The organism is Pseudomonas sp. H3_E07 (assembly GCF_054668895.1).
On record NZ_CP162795.1, the window covers coordinates 5,924,002 to 5,941,601 of the forward strand.

Sequence of the window (17,600 nt, forward strand, 5' to 3'; positions counted from 1 at the left end):
AAGGCAGGTGCTATACCTGCCGATCTGAGCCTTCGCCACCCATTCCCTAAGCTCGGATAAATTGACCGGAGATCGTTCATGAAACGTGGCCTTGTAGTAGTTGATCTGCAAAACGAATACCTACCCACTGGCAAGCTACCTTTGACCGGGATCGACACCGCTGTCGAGAATGCTATCCGAGTGATCAGCCACGCCCGTGATACGGGATTTCCTGTTTTCCACATACGGCATGAGTCCGCTGAAGGCGCTCCGATCTTTGCAAAGGGATCCACAGGTGCGGAAATTCAACCAGATGTAGCTCCCCAAGGTAATGAAACTGTAATCGTAAAAAAACACATCAACGCCTTCAGAGAAACTGATCTAAAGCAGCAGCTGGATGGCTCAGGCGTACAGGAAATCGTGGTCATAGGCGCGATGAGCCACATGTGCATAGACGCCGTAGTACGTGCGGCAGCGGATATGGGTTATCCGGTTACTGTGCTGCACGATGCCTGCGCGACCCTGGATCTCAAATTTGGTGGTGTAAACGTTCCAGCCGCTCATGCACATGCAACGATGATGGCAGCCTTTGAGTTCGGCTACGCCACTGTCAAATCGGTGGACGAGTACCTGTCGGCCTAACCGCGCGACGACTTGACTTTGCGGGGCCCCATGGGGCCCTTGCCTTCATCATCAACGCACTAGCAATTTGATGGCGCCGGCAACGAGTTAAGCATTCATCGCCTCAGATTCAGACGGACTATACCTTGTCAGGATCGTCCCGCTTGTGCGCTAGCCGACTATACCGATCTCTTTGAACACTCCAGCCTTGGAACGCAATAACTCCTCAATGTAGGTATCGCGAGCCCTTTCGAAACGAAATGTAGGGATTGGCATTGAGATTGCAAAACGGCCTAACACTGTATCCAGCGCGACAGCTGTCGTGGTGATGCCCTCGATGAGTTCACCGTGATCGCTTGAAATCCCGATTTTGCGAATATTGTCCAACTGTTTCAGCAGCGTCAGCAATACCGCCGTCTCCTGCTTCGTAGCGATTTCAGCTGCAAACAGAGCCTTAAGTCCTCATTTTTGTCTAGAGCCAAGAGCGCCCGTCCAGCAGATGTCCCATACAACGGGGTATCCAACTGGCCAAGACGTGGCACCACCTGTAACTCACGATCAGCAACAACACGGTCTTCAACGATCAGTTGGATGCCGGCAGGCCTCGAAAATACAACCGTCTCTTGAACCACCTCGCTCAGCTTATGCAGCCAAGGGCGAACGACAGTCATGCGGTCGACATGGGCATTCGCGACAAGCCTTAACAAACCCGCCCCGAGACTGATTCCTCCGGCTCCTTCACTCCGAATCATTACCTGCTCTTCCAGCGCTCCTACGATGCGCTGCACCGTTGAGCGAGGCAGATCTACCGCCTGGGCTCACTTGTTTTCCTGAGCGCTATCGGGGTATGGACTCTGTCAGGAGAACAAGCCGCACTCATCATGATGATCGTGCTACCTGTCTTGCTCTCCCAGGCATTCTCCTCACACCCAGTGCCACGCGTGGCAACCGCCAAGTTACTGGGGGAGCCTTGATCGCCATCCCTGTCGCTATCCTGTTTGTACTCAGTTCGCTTGCGCAGGGTTCGGGCGATTTCGAGATGTTGATCCTGGTGCTTTCTGCGCCTCTTTTTCTGGGGCTGATGAGCATGACGTCACCGACACTCGCCCCCTACGGGCTTGGTTTCTGCCTCACCTTGGCTGTGCTTGTTCAGCCGAGCAACTACATGACATTTGCAGTCGATCAATGCCTGTCCACGGGACTGGGAATCGCAGCGGGCCTCGGCTTGCTGTACGCAGGGTTTGATCTGTTAGGGCCGCCCAAGGCCACATGGCTGCAGCGACGAATTATCAGAGCACTTAATTCCGACTTGGGAAAAATGCGGAAAAAGCGATTGTCAGCCAACTGGCTTACACAACGTGCGGCTGAGCGTCTGGCCTTTCTCGCTGCATACGAGCCGCCATCGCCGGTCGGTAGGAAGCTGACACAGCGTGGGCTTAATGTATTTGAGTCTGGCCACCGCATGACCGTGAACTCAATCAAGCAGCACCAAGCATCAAATTCCACGCTCCAATAATGAATTTAAAGGTATACAAAAATGCACAACCATCAGGCTGATGCTAACTTCATGCGAGATCTCCAAGAGGCTGCCCCCGAAATGGTCGCGGCATTTTTCAACTTTGACAAAGCTGTATTCAACAAGGATGTCGGTAGCCTGAATTTAGCCACGCGGGAATTAATCGCTGTTGGCGTAGCAGTGACTACACAGTGTTCTTCTTGCATTACCGACCATGCGAAGCGAGCCATCAGCGCGGGGGCGTCGAAGCAAGATGTAGCCGAGGCGATCATGTTAGCGACAGCGCTTCGAGCGGGTGGAGGGATTACCCATGGATGGCAAGCGATGAAAGCTGCCCATCAAAGTGATGAGTCACGACGCTAAAGCAGTATTCGTCTGGGTACGTTTCAAAAAAACGCTATCGGATCGAAGCTGCGCGTCGCGGCAATCCGATCTTTGCACAGAAATAAAACGTGATGTGGACTTGCTTGGCGTGCCCGACCCTTCGAGTCTGGAAAAACATATGTGAGGCATTCAATCAGTCCATTAATGCAAGTTAGAGTTTACCAAACGAGGTCATTCTCATCTAATCACTTCACTCGAAAGTAATGGGTGCCAAACACACGGTGGGCACGCATAAGTATAGCACGGGATGTCTCCCACCCGACTTTATCGCCTTTTAGCAAACAATTTCGGTCGCTCCGGGTAAATCGGTATGAATATTTTACCGTGAGCAGGATGAAGGCACACGAGCGGAAAGAATGTCGGGGTATGGAAAAAGACTTATCTCCTACCGATCTGAGAGAACGAACGTCGGCAAGCGTCGATCTCAAAGCTCAGCTCTTCGATCAGCGACGAAAGTGCGGAACTGGACGCAAGGATATCACCACGGACAGCGGTAACAAGAAGATCCACACGACCAGAACAAGGTTCGTAAAGTTTGATAGTAAGGGTGCCATCTGCGCTCAATGTACAATCGCACGAAAGTGGTCGAAAAGCCGACTCGAGAGCCTTTCGCAACTGAAGCGCAGAAATTCCTGCTAGTATTTTTGACACCCGGAGACGCCCTATCAGAGGGTCTACTAAACTCAACCTATAATAGATTGCTTTCAGTCACATTTAGAAGCAAACATGCTCACCGCCTCAACCGCATCGCTTGTTCCCCTTTGGATTTGGGATATAACCTCTCCCGCTTGATCAGCCAGCATCACGCCGCGCTGTGCACGTTCGCGCGTAGAAACCATGCTCGCCACCGCGTCGCGTGTCTCAGTAAGAATTCTACCGATCATTTCTGCAATTTCCGCTGTAGAGCGGCTTGTACGTCCCGCCAGCTGTCTGACTTCATCCGCCACTACCGCAAATCCACGACCTTGGTCACCGGCACGTGCTGCCTCGATTGCAGCATTCAGCGCAAGTAGGTTGGTCTGTTCAGCGATACCCCGTATAGTGTTGACGATAGCCGTTATTTGCTCCGATCTATCCCCCAACTCTCCAACCAATCGCGCAGATATTCCAATGCTCTCAGCTATTGAGCGCATCTCAATCGCTGTCTCGTGAATGACCTGCGCTCCTTGTTTTGCAACTCGCTCAGTTTCAGCGGAAATATGGTACGCACGTGATGCACCTTGGGCATCTTCGCCAATTTTCTCAATGCGAGCGGTAATGTCGCTAGCAAATTTTATAATCTTGATTAACTTCCCATCACGATCGTAAACAGGATTATAACTTGCCTCCAGCCAGACCGTTTTGCCGCTCTTGGCTATTCTTTTGAATTGGCCGCTAAAAAAATCGCCCGCATTCAGGCGTCGCCAAAAATCAATGTATCCTTCTGTGCGAGTCAACTCCGGCTCACAAAACAAACTATGATGCTTCCCTTTTAATCCGGACACATCATAACCCACAACATTTAAAAAGTTCTGATTTGCACATATTATATTTCCACATGTGTCAAATTCAATAATTGCCATCGCCCTGTCAATCGCATTCAATTTCGCGCGCAATTCTGAATCTCGAGCGACTTGCTCCGTTACATCAAAGGCGAATTTTATTATTTTTTCGACTTTCCCAGATGCGCCCAACAGTGGGCTATAAGTGGCTTCAATCCAAATAACTTCACCAATCTTCGTAATCCGAGGAAAGGTGCCAGACAATGACTCTCCTAACTGCAGCCTCTGCCAAAAAGAAGGATATTCAGGGCTTCGGCCAAAGCTCGCCAGGCAAAAGTCTTTGTGCGTTTTGCACAAAATCTCGTCAGCATAATAACCAAACAAGCGCAAAAAATTATTATTCGCACTTGCCACATTTCCCTCTGCATTAAATTCAATGATAGCCGTTGACCGATCAAGAGCCACAAACAATTCGTTAAGCTCGCTGCTTTTAGCTTCCAAATCGGATAGTTTTCTTTTCAGTGCTTTATTAAACATGATCAGCCCTTAGTAAATGATAACGAAATGAATAGTTATTGCGCAAAACCTAATGGATAACTCTCTACCCCTCAAGCTCAATCCACACCTAAATATCAACTAGCCATTGGGCTAAAAATAGAGGGCTACCGTCAACTCGCGACCAGGATAAATATGACTTTTTATAAACACCAGCAACAAGCAAAAATAATTCTGCGCTTTTCTTTAGTATTGCGCTTTTCTTTGATTATCAATTCAAATGCAATAAAAACGGAATTGAATGCAGGGCGGGGCAAAAGCTATAATAGAATTTTCTGTGACCACGAATGAATGATGGATATCTACGGCGCTAACAAACTACATTTTCATGACATAGGGGATGCGTCAGAGCACTTCCAAAGCTACGATAATTTCATGTCGATAACTCCGGGTTTGAACGGGACGCTAGACTATGAAAAAAGGATTTGTGTTATGGGCACGTCATTCGTAAGTCTTTCTTATAGCCAGTCTGGATGGGGATATAGAACGTCGAACGAACTGGATGGTTTCTCTATTACAGTTCCACATTCTGGCTTTATGCAATGGCGCAACCATAATGGAATACACAGGGTCGAGCGAGGAGCTCTCGTAATCGCTGACCAGAGAGAAATATTTCTCGCGAATTATGCCGAGGGAATAAACTACACAACGATATATATTTCCAACGCTGACATGGCAAAACAACTTACCTTGATCTTAGGCTACTCCCCTAAATCGAGAATTTTTTTCGACCAAAGAACAAGCGAACGATGGCAGATTAATTCTATCCAAAGACTCGTAGAAACCATTTTAGATTTTTCGGAAAAATCACCAATATTTGTAAAAAGAGTTGCTGACAGCCTAAAAGAAAGCTTGATAGGTTTTTTTCTCTGCAACTTTCGTAACAATTACACTTTGAGTATCCTGGGCCCCAAAAGATCCATCACGCTTACGCCTCACTTAATCAACATGGCTGCAGAATACATGGCATCCAGTGTAGACCCACACTTAACCGTGTGCGAAGTCGCCACCCATGCAGGCCTTAGCGTTCGCTCTCTGCAAATGGGGTTTAAGAAATTTAAGAACACTACGCCTATCGTCTTTTTGCGAGAGCAGAGACTGGAAAAAGCGAGGCGTATGTTAAACATGGAGGATAACTCCCTCACTCCAAAAGAAATTGCATACGCGTGTGGCTTCACCAATTATCAATCCTTTTGCAAATACTACAGTCTTAAATATTTCATTCATCCTTCGTTCATAGGACAGCCCTCTCTTCGTAAGAAATCGTGACACACACGGGTTTATTAGGTGCGAGCAAGTTGAGAGAGGTGATTGGTGGCGGCTGGAAGATCAGCGAGCACGCAGCGGCGGCTCCTGGGCTTTGCTGCGGGCTCACCTAGGGTACCGCGCCTGGTACGCGCATTCCAATAAAGCAGCTCTTAAAGTATTTTCAAATGCACCAATATCAAACTTTAAACTTTTGAACGAGATGGTTCAAGTTAACCGCTAGCCGACTGAGTTCATTGCTGGCCTTAATTGTTTGATTTGCACCCTCGCTGCTTTGGATCGCTAAAGATCTAATGCTCAACAAGCTCCTGTCAACGTCTCTAGCGACGTGTGCTTGTTGCTCCGATGCGACTGCGATCTGTAGGTTACGCTCGTTGATTTGAAGAACGGAATCCGTGATCTGCCGCAATGATTGACCCGCCCCCTCAGCTGTCCTTTTAGTATTATAAACTTCTTCAGTGCTTCGACGTATTGAATCGACTGTTGTTGAGGATCCACTCTGAATTGCTGTTATCATTTTCTCTATTTCCAAGGTGGAAATTTGAGTTCGATGCGCGAGCGCTCTCACTTCATCAGCAACAACAGCGAACCCCCTCCCTTGTTCGCCTGCGCGTGCGGCTTCAATTGCGGCGTTTAAAGCCAACAGGTTGGTTTGCTCCGCTATACTTCTGATTACGCCTACGACTTGGCTTATATCTTCCGCCTGTCCCGCCAATTCTGTCACCTGAGAGGCGGAGCTTTCCACGAGCTCTGTCAAAGTCTCTACGGCAGACAAAGTTTCGGAAACACGGAGATTACCGAGCTTAGCCGCCTCACTAGACTCCTGGGCTGCTTGGGAGGTAGAGGTTGCGTTACGAGCAACTTCTTCAACTGCGGAAGTCATTTCTGTTACAGCAGTGGCAGCTTGTTCAATTTCGCTATTCTGTTGCTGAAGATGCCGATCCGCAGCCTCAGTTATGGAGGTCATTTCGACTGCAGCTGAACTCAGCTGGATGGACGCTTCAGAAATTTCTAAAACTGTGTCCTGGAGATTCTTAGACATAAGATTGAGGGCAACCATTAGCCTAGAAACCTCATCTGTGCCCGTAATTTCAAGACGCCGCGTAAGATCCCCCGACGCAATTTCCTCAGCAAGCCTGAGCGAGTCCCCCACAGGCTTTACTATACTGCGCGTCAATGCTATAGCTAAAACAATAGTAAGCAAAAGAGAAACGACAACAATAGTAACAAGTACATTCACGCTTTCATTATAAACAACGTCCGCCTCGACCCCCAAAGCTTTTGCTTGTTCGGCATTGAACTGCCTAATAACATTAAGTTTTTCCTGAAATGAGCTGGCATTATCCGCTTGGGTAGAATTAGCAAATATCAAGGCCTGCTCATGCTCAGACAAGTCAAGCTTTGACAATTGCGCAAGCCCTGCAATATAAATCTTCATTGCTTGATCTGCAGCCTCGAATTGCTCCCGATCCTTCTCACCAGCCATGAGGTTCTTACGATAGTAATCGCTACGCTCTTCTAATATTTGCACCGAATGTTGGACTTTAGCTTCGGCGGCGCTTTTCCCCGCCACATTTGTTGAGTTAGCAAGCATCCTGATGCTTTCTAGCCGGGCGTTAAGCAAGGAGATTTGGATATCATCGATAGTCTGCGTACTCGGCAAAGCATTTTCTGCTAACTGTTGTCCGGCGGCCCTTAAGTGAGATAGCTGCACGTAAGCGAAAACACCTAAGAAAATGAGAATGGCAGTGATACTTCCGAAACATAAAGTAGCTTTAGTTGAAATACCTAAATTCTTGAAATTCATAGCGACTCCGACAGTCGTCTTTCATCACAAGCTAGCTAGCCTGGACAAGTATTTTAATAGAAATAATGCATATTATTGCGCTAGGCAATAACCTTAACTAATTTTACTGCGATACGGAAGTAGCTCGCATGCTAGTGCGCTTCGTCACGATTCGTCGACAAGACTAATTTCCGCATTAAATAATTCATCATCAAGCTTCTTCAAGGTTCGGACACTTTTAATCAACACTTTCTTATAGTCACGAAATGCCTCCCAAAGCGGATCATCCGGGTCATCCGGAATCTCCATTTCGAGATTGGCTGTAAGTGAATTGAGATAACTAAGGCTTTCGCCGATGTTACGCTTAATAGACGTTTTCAATGCTTCAAGTGAAAAATTCAGTTTCTTCAACTCTCTAGCAAGCATATAGGAAGGCAACGAGGTAGTTTTATTGGTATCACTTACGTCGAGTTGCGCAGCTTTTTCCACCTCAAGATTAGCGAGCAAAAAGGTATGCTCAAGCGCCCGCACTGAAAAAACAATCCCACCTACATCTTCTACCATCTGCATGGTAAGTTCTTCGCATTTTTGTGTTGCTTCTATATATTTTTTTAATTTAGGCATTATAGGAAACCAGCAGAGTTCGTTGACTATCATGAAATTATTATTTTCTTGTCTTCCATGACGACGAGCGCGCTGAAGCTGAACCAAAATTTTATGGCTAACTATCCCTCGCTTTGAAGATGTATTTACGCGCAATCCAGATCATATGCGTGTCTAAAACCGATAACACTGTTAAAAGAATCCGTTTTTGCAATCTAACGTTGGCTCAAGCAAGGTGGCGATGTGATCATAATACGCTATCATTTCGTCCGAAAAAAATGACAACAGGTTGACGATTCACGCCAAAAATGGATTCATGCGCACTACATAGGTGCGCAGGAATCCGCTGAATGCTAACTAAAACGATTCAGTTCATCGCTTTTGCCCAAGCTAATTTGATCGACCTGGCCGGCCCTCTAGAAGTATTTTCAACAGCCAACTATTTTTCAGATCCGAAAGCTCCGCCCTACCATCTATCGATGGTTTCGCTTGATAGCGTAGCCGCTTTGCTTCCTGATACCTATATCCACACCGCCCTTCTAGATGAGAGCTCACTAGCCCCACATACGCTAATCGTTCCTGGTGGGTTAGGCATATACGAATTCTGTAAACATCCCCAATTTAGCGCTGTATTTAAGGCTCACGTTGAGAAAGTGACGCGTCTGGTCTCCGTTTGTACAGGAGTGTTTGGACTAGGCGCAGCCGGAGCGCTCTCAGGCTGCAAAGTTACAACCCACTGGTCTGCGTATGATGAACTTGAGAAAACTCATCCAGATGTTTTACTTCGTCGTGGGCCTATATTTGTCAACGATGGACGCATTTGGACGTCAGCTGGTGTCACCTCAGGTATTGACTTAGCCTTAGCACTTGTTGAAGCTGATTTAGGGCACGCTTTAGCTTTGAAAGTCGCGAAGCACTTAGTCGTATTCTTAAAGAGGCCTGGTGACCAGAGTCAGTTTAGCTCTAGCTTAGATTTGCAAACCAGAAGTTGCACTTTTTCTGATCTGCATGCATGGGTAAATGAAAACCTTGTAGAAGACTTGTCTATCGCGGCGCTTGCCAAGCGAATGCATATGAGCGAGCGTACCTTCATAAGAAGGTACAGGACAACAACAGGGCAGACCCCGAGCAAGATGGTCGAAAAACTAAGAGTTGATGCCGTACGTCACTTGCTGGTGAGCACCGAGTGCCCTCTCAAGGAAATCGCACACTTGACGGGACTGGGACATGAGGCAAGTTTGATAAGGAAATTTTGGAAGTTTTTTGGCGTAACTCCAAGTGAGTATCGCCAAAGATTTAAGTCAACCATATGAATGTACGGTCTGACCATCAGACTGCTGATATTACTCGTCAACGAGCGTTATAGCTGATCCCGCACAGTAAAATTGTGAGCAAGAAGGCCCCATAAGGGCCTCCTTGCAGAAGGTGATTACTTGCTCAGCCAAGACTCAACTGTCGCGGCGCCGTGCTTGGATTTCCAATCTTTAAGCGTTTTGTGGTTACCACCCTTGGTTTCGACGACTTCACCAGTGTGAGGGTTTTTATAAACCTTCAACTGGCGAGGCTTGCGACTGCCCACTTTGGACTCGGCTACTGGAGCCCGTTGACCGGCTTGCGGATCAAGCAGGTTGATCACGTCCTTGAGGCTGTAGCCGTATTTTGCGAGCAAATCGCGCAGCTTCGTTTCGAATTCGATTTCTTTCTTGAGGCCTGCATCCCCCTTGAGGGCTTCGAGAGCTTGGAGCTGTTCGGCGAGGTGTTTTTCTAGCTGGCGGAATTCTGCGAGTTTGGACATGGGAGTTTCCTGAGTAATTAGTATTGTCACGTTACGAGAGAATAGACACTCGCAGGAAGGAGAAGACTCAACTCTTAGACCCCTATAAAATGCTGGGTGTTAACGCGCTATCGGTAGGAGCGTAAGCAAAAGCTGGAGGGAGGCAACAAGTTGAGCTCCCCTTCTGTCGCGTTACAGCTTGAAACGCGAAACGACAGTACGCAGTTGCCCAGCCAGCAGCGAGAGTTCTTCCGCAGTCACAGCGTTGTCCTCTATCCCCTCCATCAATGCAAGGCTACCGTTACGAATCTCGGTCACATTGCGATTTATATCCTCCGAGACGGCGTGCTGCTGAACCGCCGCGCTGGCTATCTGGGTGTTCATTCCTACGATTTGCTCAACGCCGTCATTGATTGCATCCAGGCTGGTAGAGGCCTGATCAGCGGATTCGATGCACTCCTGCGCGCGCAGTTTTCCCGTTTTCATTTGCTCGACGGCGTCGCCTGTTGCCAGTTGCAGCTCTTGGATAATCCGGCGGATCTCTTCAGTGGAGTTTTGTGTGCGCGAGGCCAGAGTTCTGACCTCGTCGGCGACCACCGCGAATCCTCGACCCTGCTCAGGCTTAGGCACAATCATCGGCCCCCTGGTAACTTCTCGTCATTACCTGACGCTGCAAAATGGTTGCTTACCATTGGCATGCTGCTGGGACGGCTGGAGATACTCACCGTCCTGGTACTCGTAAAACCGGTTTTTTGGAGGTATTAGTCCTATCAATGAATAGGTGAATACCCATGGGCGCGAAAAAAGCCTGTCGAGCGACTCCGCCAAAGCTGTTTGGAACGAGCTGCTTATTTGGTTAGTCTTGCGGTCAATACAGCGACTTCAAGAGGAGCTCCTCGGGTGATCAAGCCGATAATGCTGTTACGCCGAGGCTTCGCCTCCATACGCTGGCGCACCAGGGTATCGCTATGGATTGCAGCAACCATTGCTGGGCTGCTGGTGGTGGCTTTCGCTAGTCTGGCAGACATGGCCTTGGCGCAGTTTGCTCAACAGACCGCTGAGCGAGCGTGGCTTCCGCTTGTTTACACCCCAATGATCGGCATGCTCGTAGTCTGGCTGACAACGCGCTTTTTTGTGGGCGCCCAAGGTAGCGGAATTCCTCAGGTAATCGCAGCAACACGACTTGCGCGTCAAGGTAAGCCCATTAACAGACTGGTTTCATTGCGCATTGCTTTCGCCAAGATAAGCCTTGGAACTCTGGCGCTGACGGGCGGCTTTTCGGCGGGGCGTGAAGGCCCCTCAGTGCAAGTTGCCGCATCCATCATGCAATTCTTTCACCGCTTCCTGCCCAATGCGCGAATCGTGCGCAGCGAGGATCTCATTCTGGCGGGAGGTGCAGCGGGTATTGCGGCAGCATTCAACACGCCCTTGGCAGGGATCGCATTCGCGGTAGAAGAACTTGGACGCAAGCTGGAGACCCGTACCAGCGGGGTTCTTCTCAGCACCATTATCCTCTCTGGGATGGTTGCCATTGCCTTGCAGGGAAACTACAACTATTTCGGTCACTTCGGCATTCAGGACATAAACCTCGACATTGTCGTCCCGGCATTAGTCATAGGAATTGGATGCGGGCTATTGGGTGGTTTGTTTAGTCGAATGTTGTTATGGCCGCAGCGGCATCCACACTTCATCATCTGGCAATGGCGGCGCCTGCACCCGGTGTGGTTTGCCGGCATCTGTGGATTGGTCGTCGCCATCTTAGGTTGGTTGAGCGGCGGAATGTCGTTCGGTAGTGGGTACGGCATTACTTCTCAGGTCATCGCATCCGATGTAGTCCTGCCATGGCACGCCCCCATTACTCGCTTCTTAGCGACCGTAGTGACCTACTTCTCTGGTATTCCAGGAGGTATTTTCGCCCCCTCGCTCGCTGTAGGGGCCGCAGTCGGCGCCAATACCGCAGAGCTATTCCATCTGGCCGCGCAGCCCACTATTGCACTCTGCATGGTCGGATTTCTGGCTGCCGTTACTCAGTCGCCAATCACCTCCGCAATCATTGTGATGGAGATGATTAATAGCCACAGCATGGTGATCAGTCTCATGGCGGTAGCCCTGATCGCCAAGGCTGTCAGTTCAAGAATGGGCCCTGAGTTGTATCAGCAGTTGGCGCGAGGCTTTCTCGAGAGTGCAGAACCTGCCACTAAGCCAAAGATTCCTACTCGATAAGCCTACCGCGTGGTCGTTCTAGCCAGTGAGCTCAGTTTATCCTTCTCATGCTGCAGCGCTAACGTGTCCTCTGCACGAGTGATGAAGATCCACGTGCCTGCCGCATGCATCCTTAAAGATCGCTGGGTTTATTCCAGCGAGACTGATGCACCTGCATCGCTTTGCCTTTCAGTGCAGCGTTGGCGATGGAAGAAGATCGTAATCATCTATCCGATCCCTGCAATGACTGGATGTGTACGGCAACGTCTTTCAGCAGGCTTTTGAGTAGGTATTCACCCATTCCTAGCCCGCAGAAACTATATTCGCTAGCTCTTAAATCACTGTCGATTTCTCGGTGGAGACGTCTGTGTAGTCAGCTTACGATAGCGCGATCTGCATCAGTCTTCTCTCTCCGGGGCACCACTGAATGACGCCACTAAGTGCGGTTTTCCGCAACCTTCACCAAGATAATTTGTTGGTACTCGCCAACGTGAGCGATGCTGGCAGCGCACGTATTGTCGAGAGCGTAGGGAGTAAGGCAGTCGCGACCAGCAGCGCCGCCGTTGCTTGGGCGCATGGATACCAGGATGGCAATCAACTTCCCCTAAAACTGCTGACTACTACAGTTGAGTCAATGGTTCGAGTGCTTACAGTCCCCCTCACGGTCGATGTCGAAGGGGGCTATTCCGACGACCTTGAGTCGGTTGCTAAAGTTATTGACTGCGTAGTTAGGGCTGGAGCCGTTGGAATCAACATTGAGGACGGAACAGGCAGCACTGATCTGATTTTGCGAAAAATCGAAGTGGCAAAGAAGGTAGCAAACAAGCATGGAATAGACTTGTTCGTGAACGTACGAACTGACGTTTATCTGAGATGTTTGGTAGAGCCAGCGCGACAATTGCCAGAGACCCTCTTCCGTGCATCGCTGTTCGAGCAAGCAGGTGCAGACGGCATCTTTGCGGCTGGAATGGTTGAGGAAAACGACATTGCTACACTGTGCGAGGCAACGCGGCTACCCGTCAACCTGCTTGCCTGGAACGGCCAACCCGGCATGGATGAATTAACGAGTCTAGGCGTCAAACGGCTAAGCGCTGGTTCCAGCATTGCTGAATTCTTATGCGGCGCCAACAAGGCGTTCGCCAAGAGCTTCCTGCGAACGGGAAAGCTTTTCGAGTATCCATTGGACGCATATACCTACAGCGACCTGAATAACCTTATGGCAGCAAAAAAAACACCTAAGCGAAAAGTTATCTTCGCCCTATTAATCTGTAATCCGCATGAAAATCGCCGCTGTTTTCCGCACCTCGAAAGCGATTTTCACACCCATTCGAAGACGAGGCTACGCTCTAATGAGATCTTACAATCCCGCTCTTCCGCCCAGAAGCGAGATGGTAAATGCGATGCTATGCAGCGACACCGCCTATGAAGGCGTTTTTTTCACTGCTGTCAAAACTACAGGTATTTTTTGCCGCCCTACATGTGGTGCACGTAAGCCAAAGCCCGAGAATGTAGAGTTCTTTTCGCAGGCCAACGAAGCGATGGCTGCAGGTTATCGGCCTTGCTTACGATGCAAGCCATTAGATCTCGCGGCTTCCGCGCCAGATTGGGTCAAGGGGCTACTGGCCTCTGTATCTGCATCACCTGACGCTCGCTGGAGTGATGCTGAACTAACTACGCGTGGTATCGATCCGTTACGCTTACGCAGGTGGTTCAAACAAAATTTTGGCATGACTTTTCATGCATGGATGCGCTCTAGAAGGCTCGGTGTCGCCCTAGGCCGGATTTCTTCGGGCGAAACCCTGGATAACACAGCATTTGACTTAGGATACGAGTCATTGAGTGGCTTTAGGGATGCTTTCAAAAAAACATTTCAAATGCCCCCCGGTAAGGCAACTGAAACGTCCCTCCTGCTTTATCGCCATCTGACTACACCGTTGGGCCCAATGATTGCCATGGCAGAGGAACGAGGTTTGGTACTCCTCGAATTTCTTGACCGTCCAGCGCTAACCGCTGAATTAAACGAACTGCGTGGGCGTCATGGGTATTCAATTGCGCCTGGCGAGCATCTCCACATCAAGCAAATCGAAGTGCAACTAAAACTTTATTTTGAGGGAAAGCTAAAGAAATTTTCAGTACCGCTCCATATGCCAGGCAGTTCTTTTGACAGGCTTGTGTGGGCAGAGCTTTTAAAAATCGACTATGGAACCATTTCAACCTACGGTGCCATCGCTGGGGCCATCGGTAAGCCAGGTGCAAGCCAAGCAGTGGGCAATGCAAATGGACACAATCGCTTATCCATTATCGTTCCCTGTCACCGTGTCATAGCGACGAATGGAGCACTCGCCGGATATGGCGGAGGACAGCCCCGAAAAGAATTTTTACTGCGTTTGGAGAAGACTGCTTTGCAGATAACTCAACAGGACGAATTCCTGTTGGATTAGCTGCTAATCGGAACATATGCAGACACAACTAAAGAGTTCCGGAAACAGCCCCTCCGAACTCCAGAACTAATGGCGTAAGTCACCACGTGTCAGCAGGTTAATTCCACATCACCTATTTCCCAACGGTGCTGGATTGAGTGATACGCGATGAGACATCCCGGGCTAACCACAAGACGTGTTGGACAGAACCTTACGATCAGCTATTGTCGCACCAGTTTAAGCTTGGCTTCTAACGTATCAGCGAGCGTTCTAAATGCAATCAATACTACGCTTCAGGACTATCACGTTTGGTCTGATGCTTTTTGCAAGCCAACCCCGTGCAGACTCACTGGTAAGCGAAGAACAACTCTTACTGCCCATCCAGGTTGACTCACATATTGAGAAAATCGAAGCATTAATCGTTCGTCCCGTAAAGGAGGGTAAGTACCCCATTGCACTGATTGTTAACGGCTCGGCGGCAACATCTCCGTCCGCCGCACATGCCGATTGGCTTGCTCATATCGCTCACGACTTTGCGCACCGTGGCTGGCTTGCCGCATCTATTGTATGGCCCGGCTATGGTCGTTCGACCGGAAACTTCATGAATGAAGGGGGAACTTGCACCAATCCCAACGTGGCACGATTTCTCGATGCGCATGGCAGAGAGCTTGGCGCCGCATTGGCGGCTGTGCGTGAGCGTCCAGATGTAGATCCATCCTTGGCAGTAGGTGTTGGTATCTCTATCGGCGGAGCGTCAATGCTAGACCTCGCGGCTCAACCAAGTCACCCATTGACGGCGGTAGTTAACATCTCTGGCGGCGTTTACCACTACACAAATGTGGGCTCTGCGGACTCTAATTGCTCGTTATATCAAACTGATCTTGTGCGAAACCTCACGAAATTTGGCAAAGGCAACCCAACGCCAACGCTCTGGATTTACGCCGAGAATGATCCGTTTTTCAGCCCAGATCTTGTAGGTCGGATGATCGCGGGCTACCGCTCGGCGGGAGGTAATGCTGAACTGGCGCTGCTACCCCCATTCGGTAGGGATGGGCACTCGCTCTACAAACAAGAGGCCAATACCCTTTTAAAGCCTCATATCGAAGATTTTCTCAGGAGCAACCGGCTTCCTGCCATGGACGACAGCGCATTAATGCTGCTGCTTTCGAAGCTGGCGCCCGAAGACCGTGCGAGCGCTGAGGCTTATCTTCAGAGCGTTACCGAGAAAGCCATGGCCATGTCCAAGGAAAGTAGCAGCATTTACTGGTACTACGGCGCGCGCTCACTCAAGACAGCACGAAAGCAGGCGCTTAGCAATTGTCGCAAGGCAACTGGCAAGCCCTGCCAGCTCGTTGCGCAAAATATGGAGTTGATTGATGGCTGGCAAGATGTGGTTTCCCCATCGGAGAAATGAGAAGCTGCTTGGCGTATCGACCATATCGCACTGAGTAACCAACGCAAGCGGAGCGCGCAGGCTGGCACAGCCGAAGGCGTGAAGGATGGACGCCCGCAGGGCCGAGATACGGCGGGACGCGGGAGCTCGGTTCGCCACAGCCTGCCCGCGCACAGCGACTCGCCAACTGAAGTAAGTCAGTCAGATCTTGCGGCCCGACTCAGTAGCGCTAGAGAAGCCACCAACCCCACATCGGTAAACTCCCAAATTTTCCCACCAGGATAAGCAATCAAAATGGGGAGTGTATCGTAATGATAAATTGCGACTGCTGCTTTGCCAGCTCAGCGATACCTCCATTGCAGTGCGCCAGAGTAGTAGAGCACTGATCACAAGGTAGTCAGGCGATTAAGCTGCTCAACCGAAGGAAATCCCAGTGTCCGATAGCGACGTGGATAGCCCGCTTCTGTAGCCAGCAGATCGCCAAGCTCGGATTCAAGTTCACTCCAGGAGACGGTTTTGACTGTCGCTTCCCCACCCTCAACAGGTTCAACCAACGCGACGCGATCTGTCTTGGGCAACAGCGTCAGCACACCTTTTGTCCAGGCGCTCATCGATACCGTCTGGTTTGGTTGGTCAGCCATTTGGAAGAGGTTGTAGGAGGCGACGAAGATGTCGATGCCCTTTTCCAGATTGAGCTTGTCGAGCAACTCTTTCTGATTGGCATAATTACTCTGCAGCAGCAAATGCTCCAGTGTAACCAACCGACTGCTGACCCCTTCATCATCACAGTTAAACGGTATGATATCGCGACCTTCGTAGGTGTAAATATCGGTAGAGACAGCACGCCCCCTTTCAAGAGCCTGGAAAGCAAGCTCTACCATCTGACGAATTCCCTGTTCGTCCTTGTCTCCAGTGACCATCAGGACGTCTCAACTGGGCACCATGAACACTGGCCGACCTTTAACTGGCACGCGCTGAAGGACATCTGGCAACAACACCCTGCTGGTGTCGTACCCATCCGCCCACTCCCCAGCGTATAGGCCTGGAATAATCTCCCCGAAGGCTTCGTTTGTCGTATCACGCAGGTTCTCGATGGAGATCTTTACCGCCTCTTCCATCGTCACACCCCAATGTGCTTCGGGGCCATTGGTAAGGGCGGCAGTGGACTCGGGCGAATCGACAGCAAGCAGAATAACGCAGTCTCGGCCCAAAGGCTGTGAAACATAATCGTACTGCTTGTCGCCATTTTTACGGGCGTGTTCCAGTCGAATTTCTTCAAGCATGGCAAGGTTGCGAATCACCGGACGCAGCTGTGCTTTGACATTATCAAACACAGTCTCGGTTTTTCTACCCACCTCTAACAGCGTCGATACGTATCCGGTAAGAACGGCGGATTTCTGTGCTTTGTCTGCATTTTGATAGTCGCGAAAGGCATTATGGAGATTGAAGTACGATCCATCCCCATGGCGGATGCGGAACTCGTTTTTCTCAAAATTCAGATTCTCGCTGAATCCAGCTTTACGAGTCGAATCCATAAATTTTTTGGCAAATGCTTCATCAGTTAGCGGTCGATTGAAAAATTTGTCGAGCAGGGAAAAAAGCATGTACAGAATCCTTTTT

At 49.7% G+C, this 17,600-nt stretch carries 17 protein-coding genes and 4 pseudogenes; 10 read left to right on the top strand and 11 right to left on the bottom strand.

The annotated features are described in order from the left end of the window. Positions 1-78 precede the first annotated feature (78 nt). Positions 79-621 (top strand): cysteine hydrolase family protein, encoded by a 543-nt coding sequence (locus tag AB4O08_RS27425; protein WP_137201183.1) that lies wholly within the window; start codon positions 79-81, stop codon positions 619-621. Positions 622-771: 150 nt separating this feature from the next. Here AB4O08_RS27425 and AB4O08_RS27430 read toward each other — a convergent pair whose 3' ends face one another. Beyond that, positions 772-1,008 (bottom strand): IclR family transcriptional regulator domain-containing protein, encoded by a 237-nt coding sequence (locus AB4O08_RS27430; RefSeq protein ID WP_157829727.1) that lies wholly within the window; start codon positions 1,006-1,008, stop codon positions 772-774. Continuing rightward, positions 1,002-1,352, bottom strand: a complete 351-nt coding sequence (locus AB4O08_RS27435) for an IclR family transcriptional regulator domain-containing protein (RefSeq protein ID WP_083207115.1) — start codon at positions 1,350-1,352, stop codon at positions 1,002-1,004. Before AB4O08_RS27435 ends, AB4O08_RS27430 begins: the two co-directional genes overlap by 7 nt. Before the next feature lie 218 nt (positions 1,353-1,570). Between AB4O08_RS27435 and AB4O08_RS27440 the strand changes: the two genes are divergently transcribed. Together AB4O08_RS27440 and AB4O08_RS27445 are read left to right on the top strand one after the other, a co-directional pair. Beyond that, positions 1,571-2,116 carry an FUSC family protein gene (locus AB4O08_RS27440; protein WP_065945824.1) on the top strand — a complete coding sequence of 182 codons (546 nt, stop codon included), beginning with the start codon at positions 1,571-1,573 and terminating at the stop codon, positions 2,114-2,116. Between the two features lie 21 nt (positions 2,117-2,137). Then, positions 2,138-2,479: a carboxymuconolactone decarboxylase family protein gene (locus tag AB4O08_RS27445; RefSeq protein ID WP_065945823.1), complete on the top strand. Its 342-nt coding sequence runs from the start codon at positions 2,138-2,140 to the stop codon at positions 2,477-2,479. 399 nt (positions 2,480-2,878) lie between these two features. Here the strand turns inward: AB4O08_RS27445 and AB4O08_RS27450 are convergent, their stop codons facing one another. After that, positions 2,879-3,151: a DUF1652 domain-containing protein gene (locus AB4O08_RS27450; RefSeq protein WP_224265959.1), complete on the bottom strand. Its 273-nt coding sequence runs from the start codon at positions 3,149-3,151 to the stop codon at positions 2,879-2,881. 53 nt (positions 3,152-3,204) lie between these two features. Next, positions 3,205-4,518, bottom strand: a complete 1,314-nt coding sequence (locus AB4O08_RS27455) for a methyl-accepting chemotaxis protein (protein WP_460114565.1) — start codon at positions 4,516-4,518, stop codon at positions 3,205-3,207. Positions 4,519-4,830: 312 nt separating this feature from the next. Here AB4O08_RS27455 and AB4O08_RS27460 point away from each other — a divergent pair, with 312 nt between their 5' ends. Beyond that, on the top strand, positions 4,831-5,805 hold the full coding sequence (locus AB4O08_RS27460) for a helix-turn-helix domain-containing protein (RefSeq protein WP_065945821.1): 975 nt from the start codon (positions 4,831-4,833) through the stop codon (positions 5,803-5,805). A gap of 175 nt (positions 5,806-5,980) precedes the next feature. On the opposite strand, the gene AB4O08_RS27465 is transcribed toward AB4O08_RS27460, so the two are convergent. From AB4O08_RS27465 to AB4O08_RS27475, 3 genes and pseudogenes are all read right to left on the bottom strand, one after another. Next, positions 5,981-6,862: a methyl-accepting chemotaxis protein gene (locus tag AB4O08_RS27465; protein WP_412071110.1), complete on the bottom strand. Its 882-nt coding sequence runs from the start codon at positions 6,860-6,862 to the stop codon at positions 5,981-5,983. Positions 6,863-6,883: 21 nt separating this feature from the next. After that, positions 6,884-7,609 (bottom strand): annotated as a pseudogene (locus AB4O08_RS27470) (MCP four helix bundle domain-containing protein); the annotation flags it as partial. 144 nt (positions 7,610-7,753) lie between these two features. After that, positions 7,754-8,212 carry a hypothetical protein gene (locus AB4O08_RS27475; RefSeq protein ID WP_137201177.1) on the bottom strand — a complete coding sequence of 153 codons (459 nt, stop codon included), beginning with the start codon at positions 8,210-8,212 and terminating at the stop codon, positions 7,754-7,756. A 329-nt stretch (positions 8,213-8,541) separates the two neighbouring features. On the opposite strand from AB4O08_RS27475, the gene AB4O08_RS27480 reads away from it, so the two are divergent. Next, positions 8,542-9,504: a GlxA family transcriptional regulator gene (locus tag AB4O08_RS27480; RefSeq protein WP_012723703.1), complete on the top strand. Its 963-nt coding sequence runs from the start codon at positions 8,542-8,544 to the stop codon at positions 9,502-9,504. A gap of 116 nt (positions 9,505-9,620) precedes the next feature. Here AB4O08_RS27480 and AB4O08_RS27485 read toward each other — a convergent pair whose 3' ends face one another. After that, positions 9,621-9,986, bottom strand: coding sequence for a histone-like nucleoid-structuring protein, MvaT/MvaU family (locus tag AB4O08_RS27485; RefSeq protein ID WP_012723702.1), 366 nt, complete (start codon positions 9,984-9,986; stop codon positions 9,621-9,623). Between the two features lie 171 nt (positions 9,987-10,157). After that, a pseudogene (locus AB4O08_RS27490) lies at positions 10,158-10,583 on the bottom strand (methyl-accepting chemotaxis protein); the annotation flags it as partial. Position 10,584: 1 nt separating this feature from the next. On the opposite strand from AB4O08_RS27490, the pseudogene AB4O08_RS27495 reads away from it, so the two are divergent. The 5 genes and pseudogenes from AB4O08_RS27495 to AB4O08_RS27515 all read left to right on the top strand — a co-directional run. Beyond that, a pseudogene (locus AB4O08_RS27495) lies at positions 10,585-10,730 on the top strand (potassium transporter TrkH); the annotation flags it as partial. Positions 10,731-10,865: 135 nt separating this feature from the next. Then, positions 10,866-12,188 (top strand): chloride channel protein, encoded by a 1,323-nt coding sequence (locus AB4O08_RS27500; RefSeq protein WP_191952841.1) that lies wholly within the window; start codon positions 10,866-10,868, stop codon positions 12,186-12,188. A 406-nt stretch (positions 12,189-12,594) separates the two neighbouring features. Then, positions 12,595-13,395: pseudogene (locus AB4O08_RS27505) on the top strand (isocitrate lyase/PEP mutase family protein); the annotation flags it as partial. 121 nt (positions 13,396-13,516) lie between these two features. Next, entirely contained in the window at positions 13,517-14,608 is a 1,092-nt protein-coding gene (locus tag AB4O08_RS27510; protein ID WP_065930956.1) for a bifunctional transcriptional activator/DNA repair enzyme AdaA, read from the top strand. 253 nt (positions 14,609-14,861) lie between these two features. Next, on the top strand, positions 14,862-16,001 hold the full coding sequence (locus tag AB4O08_RS27515) for a hypothetical protein (protein WP_003191440.1): 1,140 nt from the start codon (positions 14,862-14,864) through the stop codon (positions 15,999-16,001). A 365-nt stretch (positions 16,002-16,366) separates the two neighbouring features. On the opposite strand, the gene AB4O08_RS27520 is transcribed toward AB4O08_RS27515, so the two are convergent. Both AB4O08_RS27520 and AB4O08_RS27525 read right to left on the bottom strand, forming a co-directional pair. Next, the gene (locus AB4O08_RS27520) at positions 16,367-16,900 is read right to left on the bottom strand and encodes a hypothetical protein (RefSeq protein ID WP_241669117.1); all 534 of its coding nucleotides are present in this window, start codon (positions 16,898-16,900) and stop codon (positions 16,367-16,369) included. Positions 16,901-16,909: 9 nt separating this feature from the next. Beyond that, positions 16,910-17,584: a DUF1444 domain-containing protein gene (locus AB4O08_RS27525; protein ID WP_241669116.1), complete on the bottom strand. Its 675-nt coding sequence runs from the start codon at positions 17,582-17,584 to the stop codon at positions 16,910-16,912. Between the last annotated feature and the right edge of the window lie 16 nt (positions 17,585-17,600).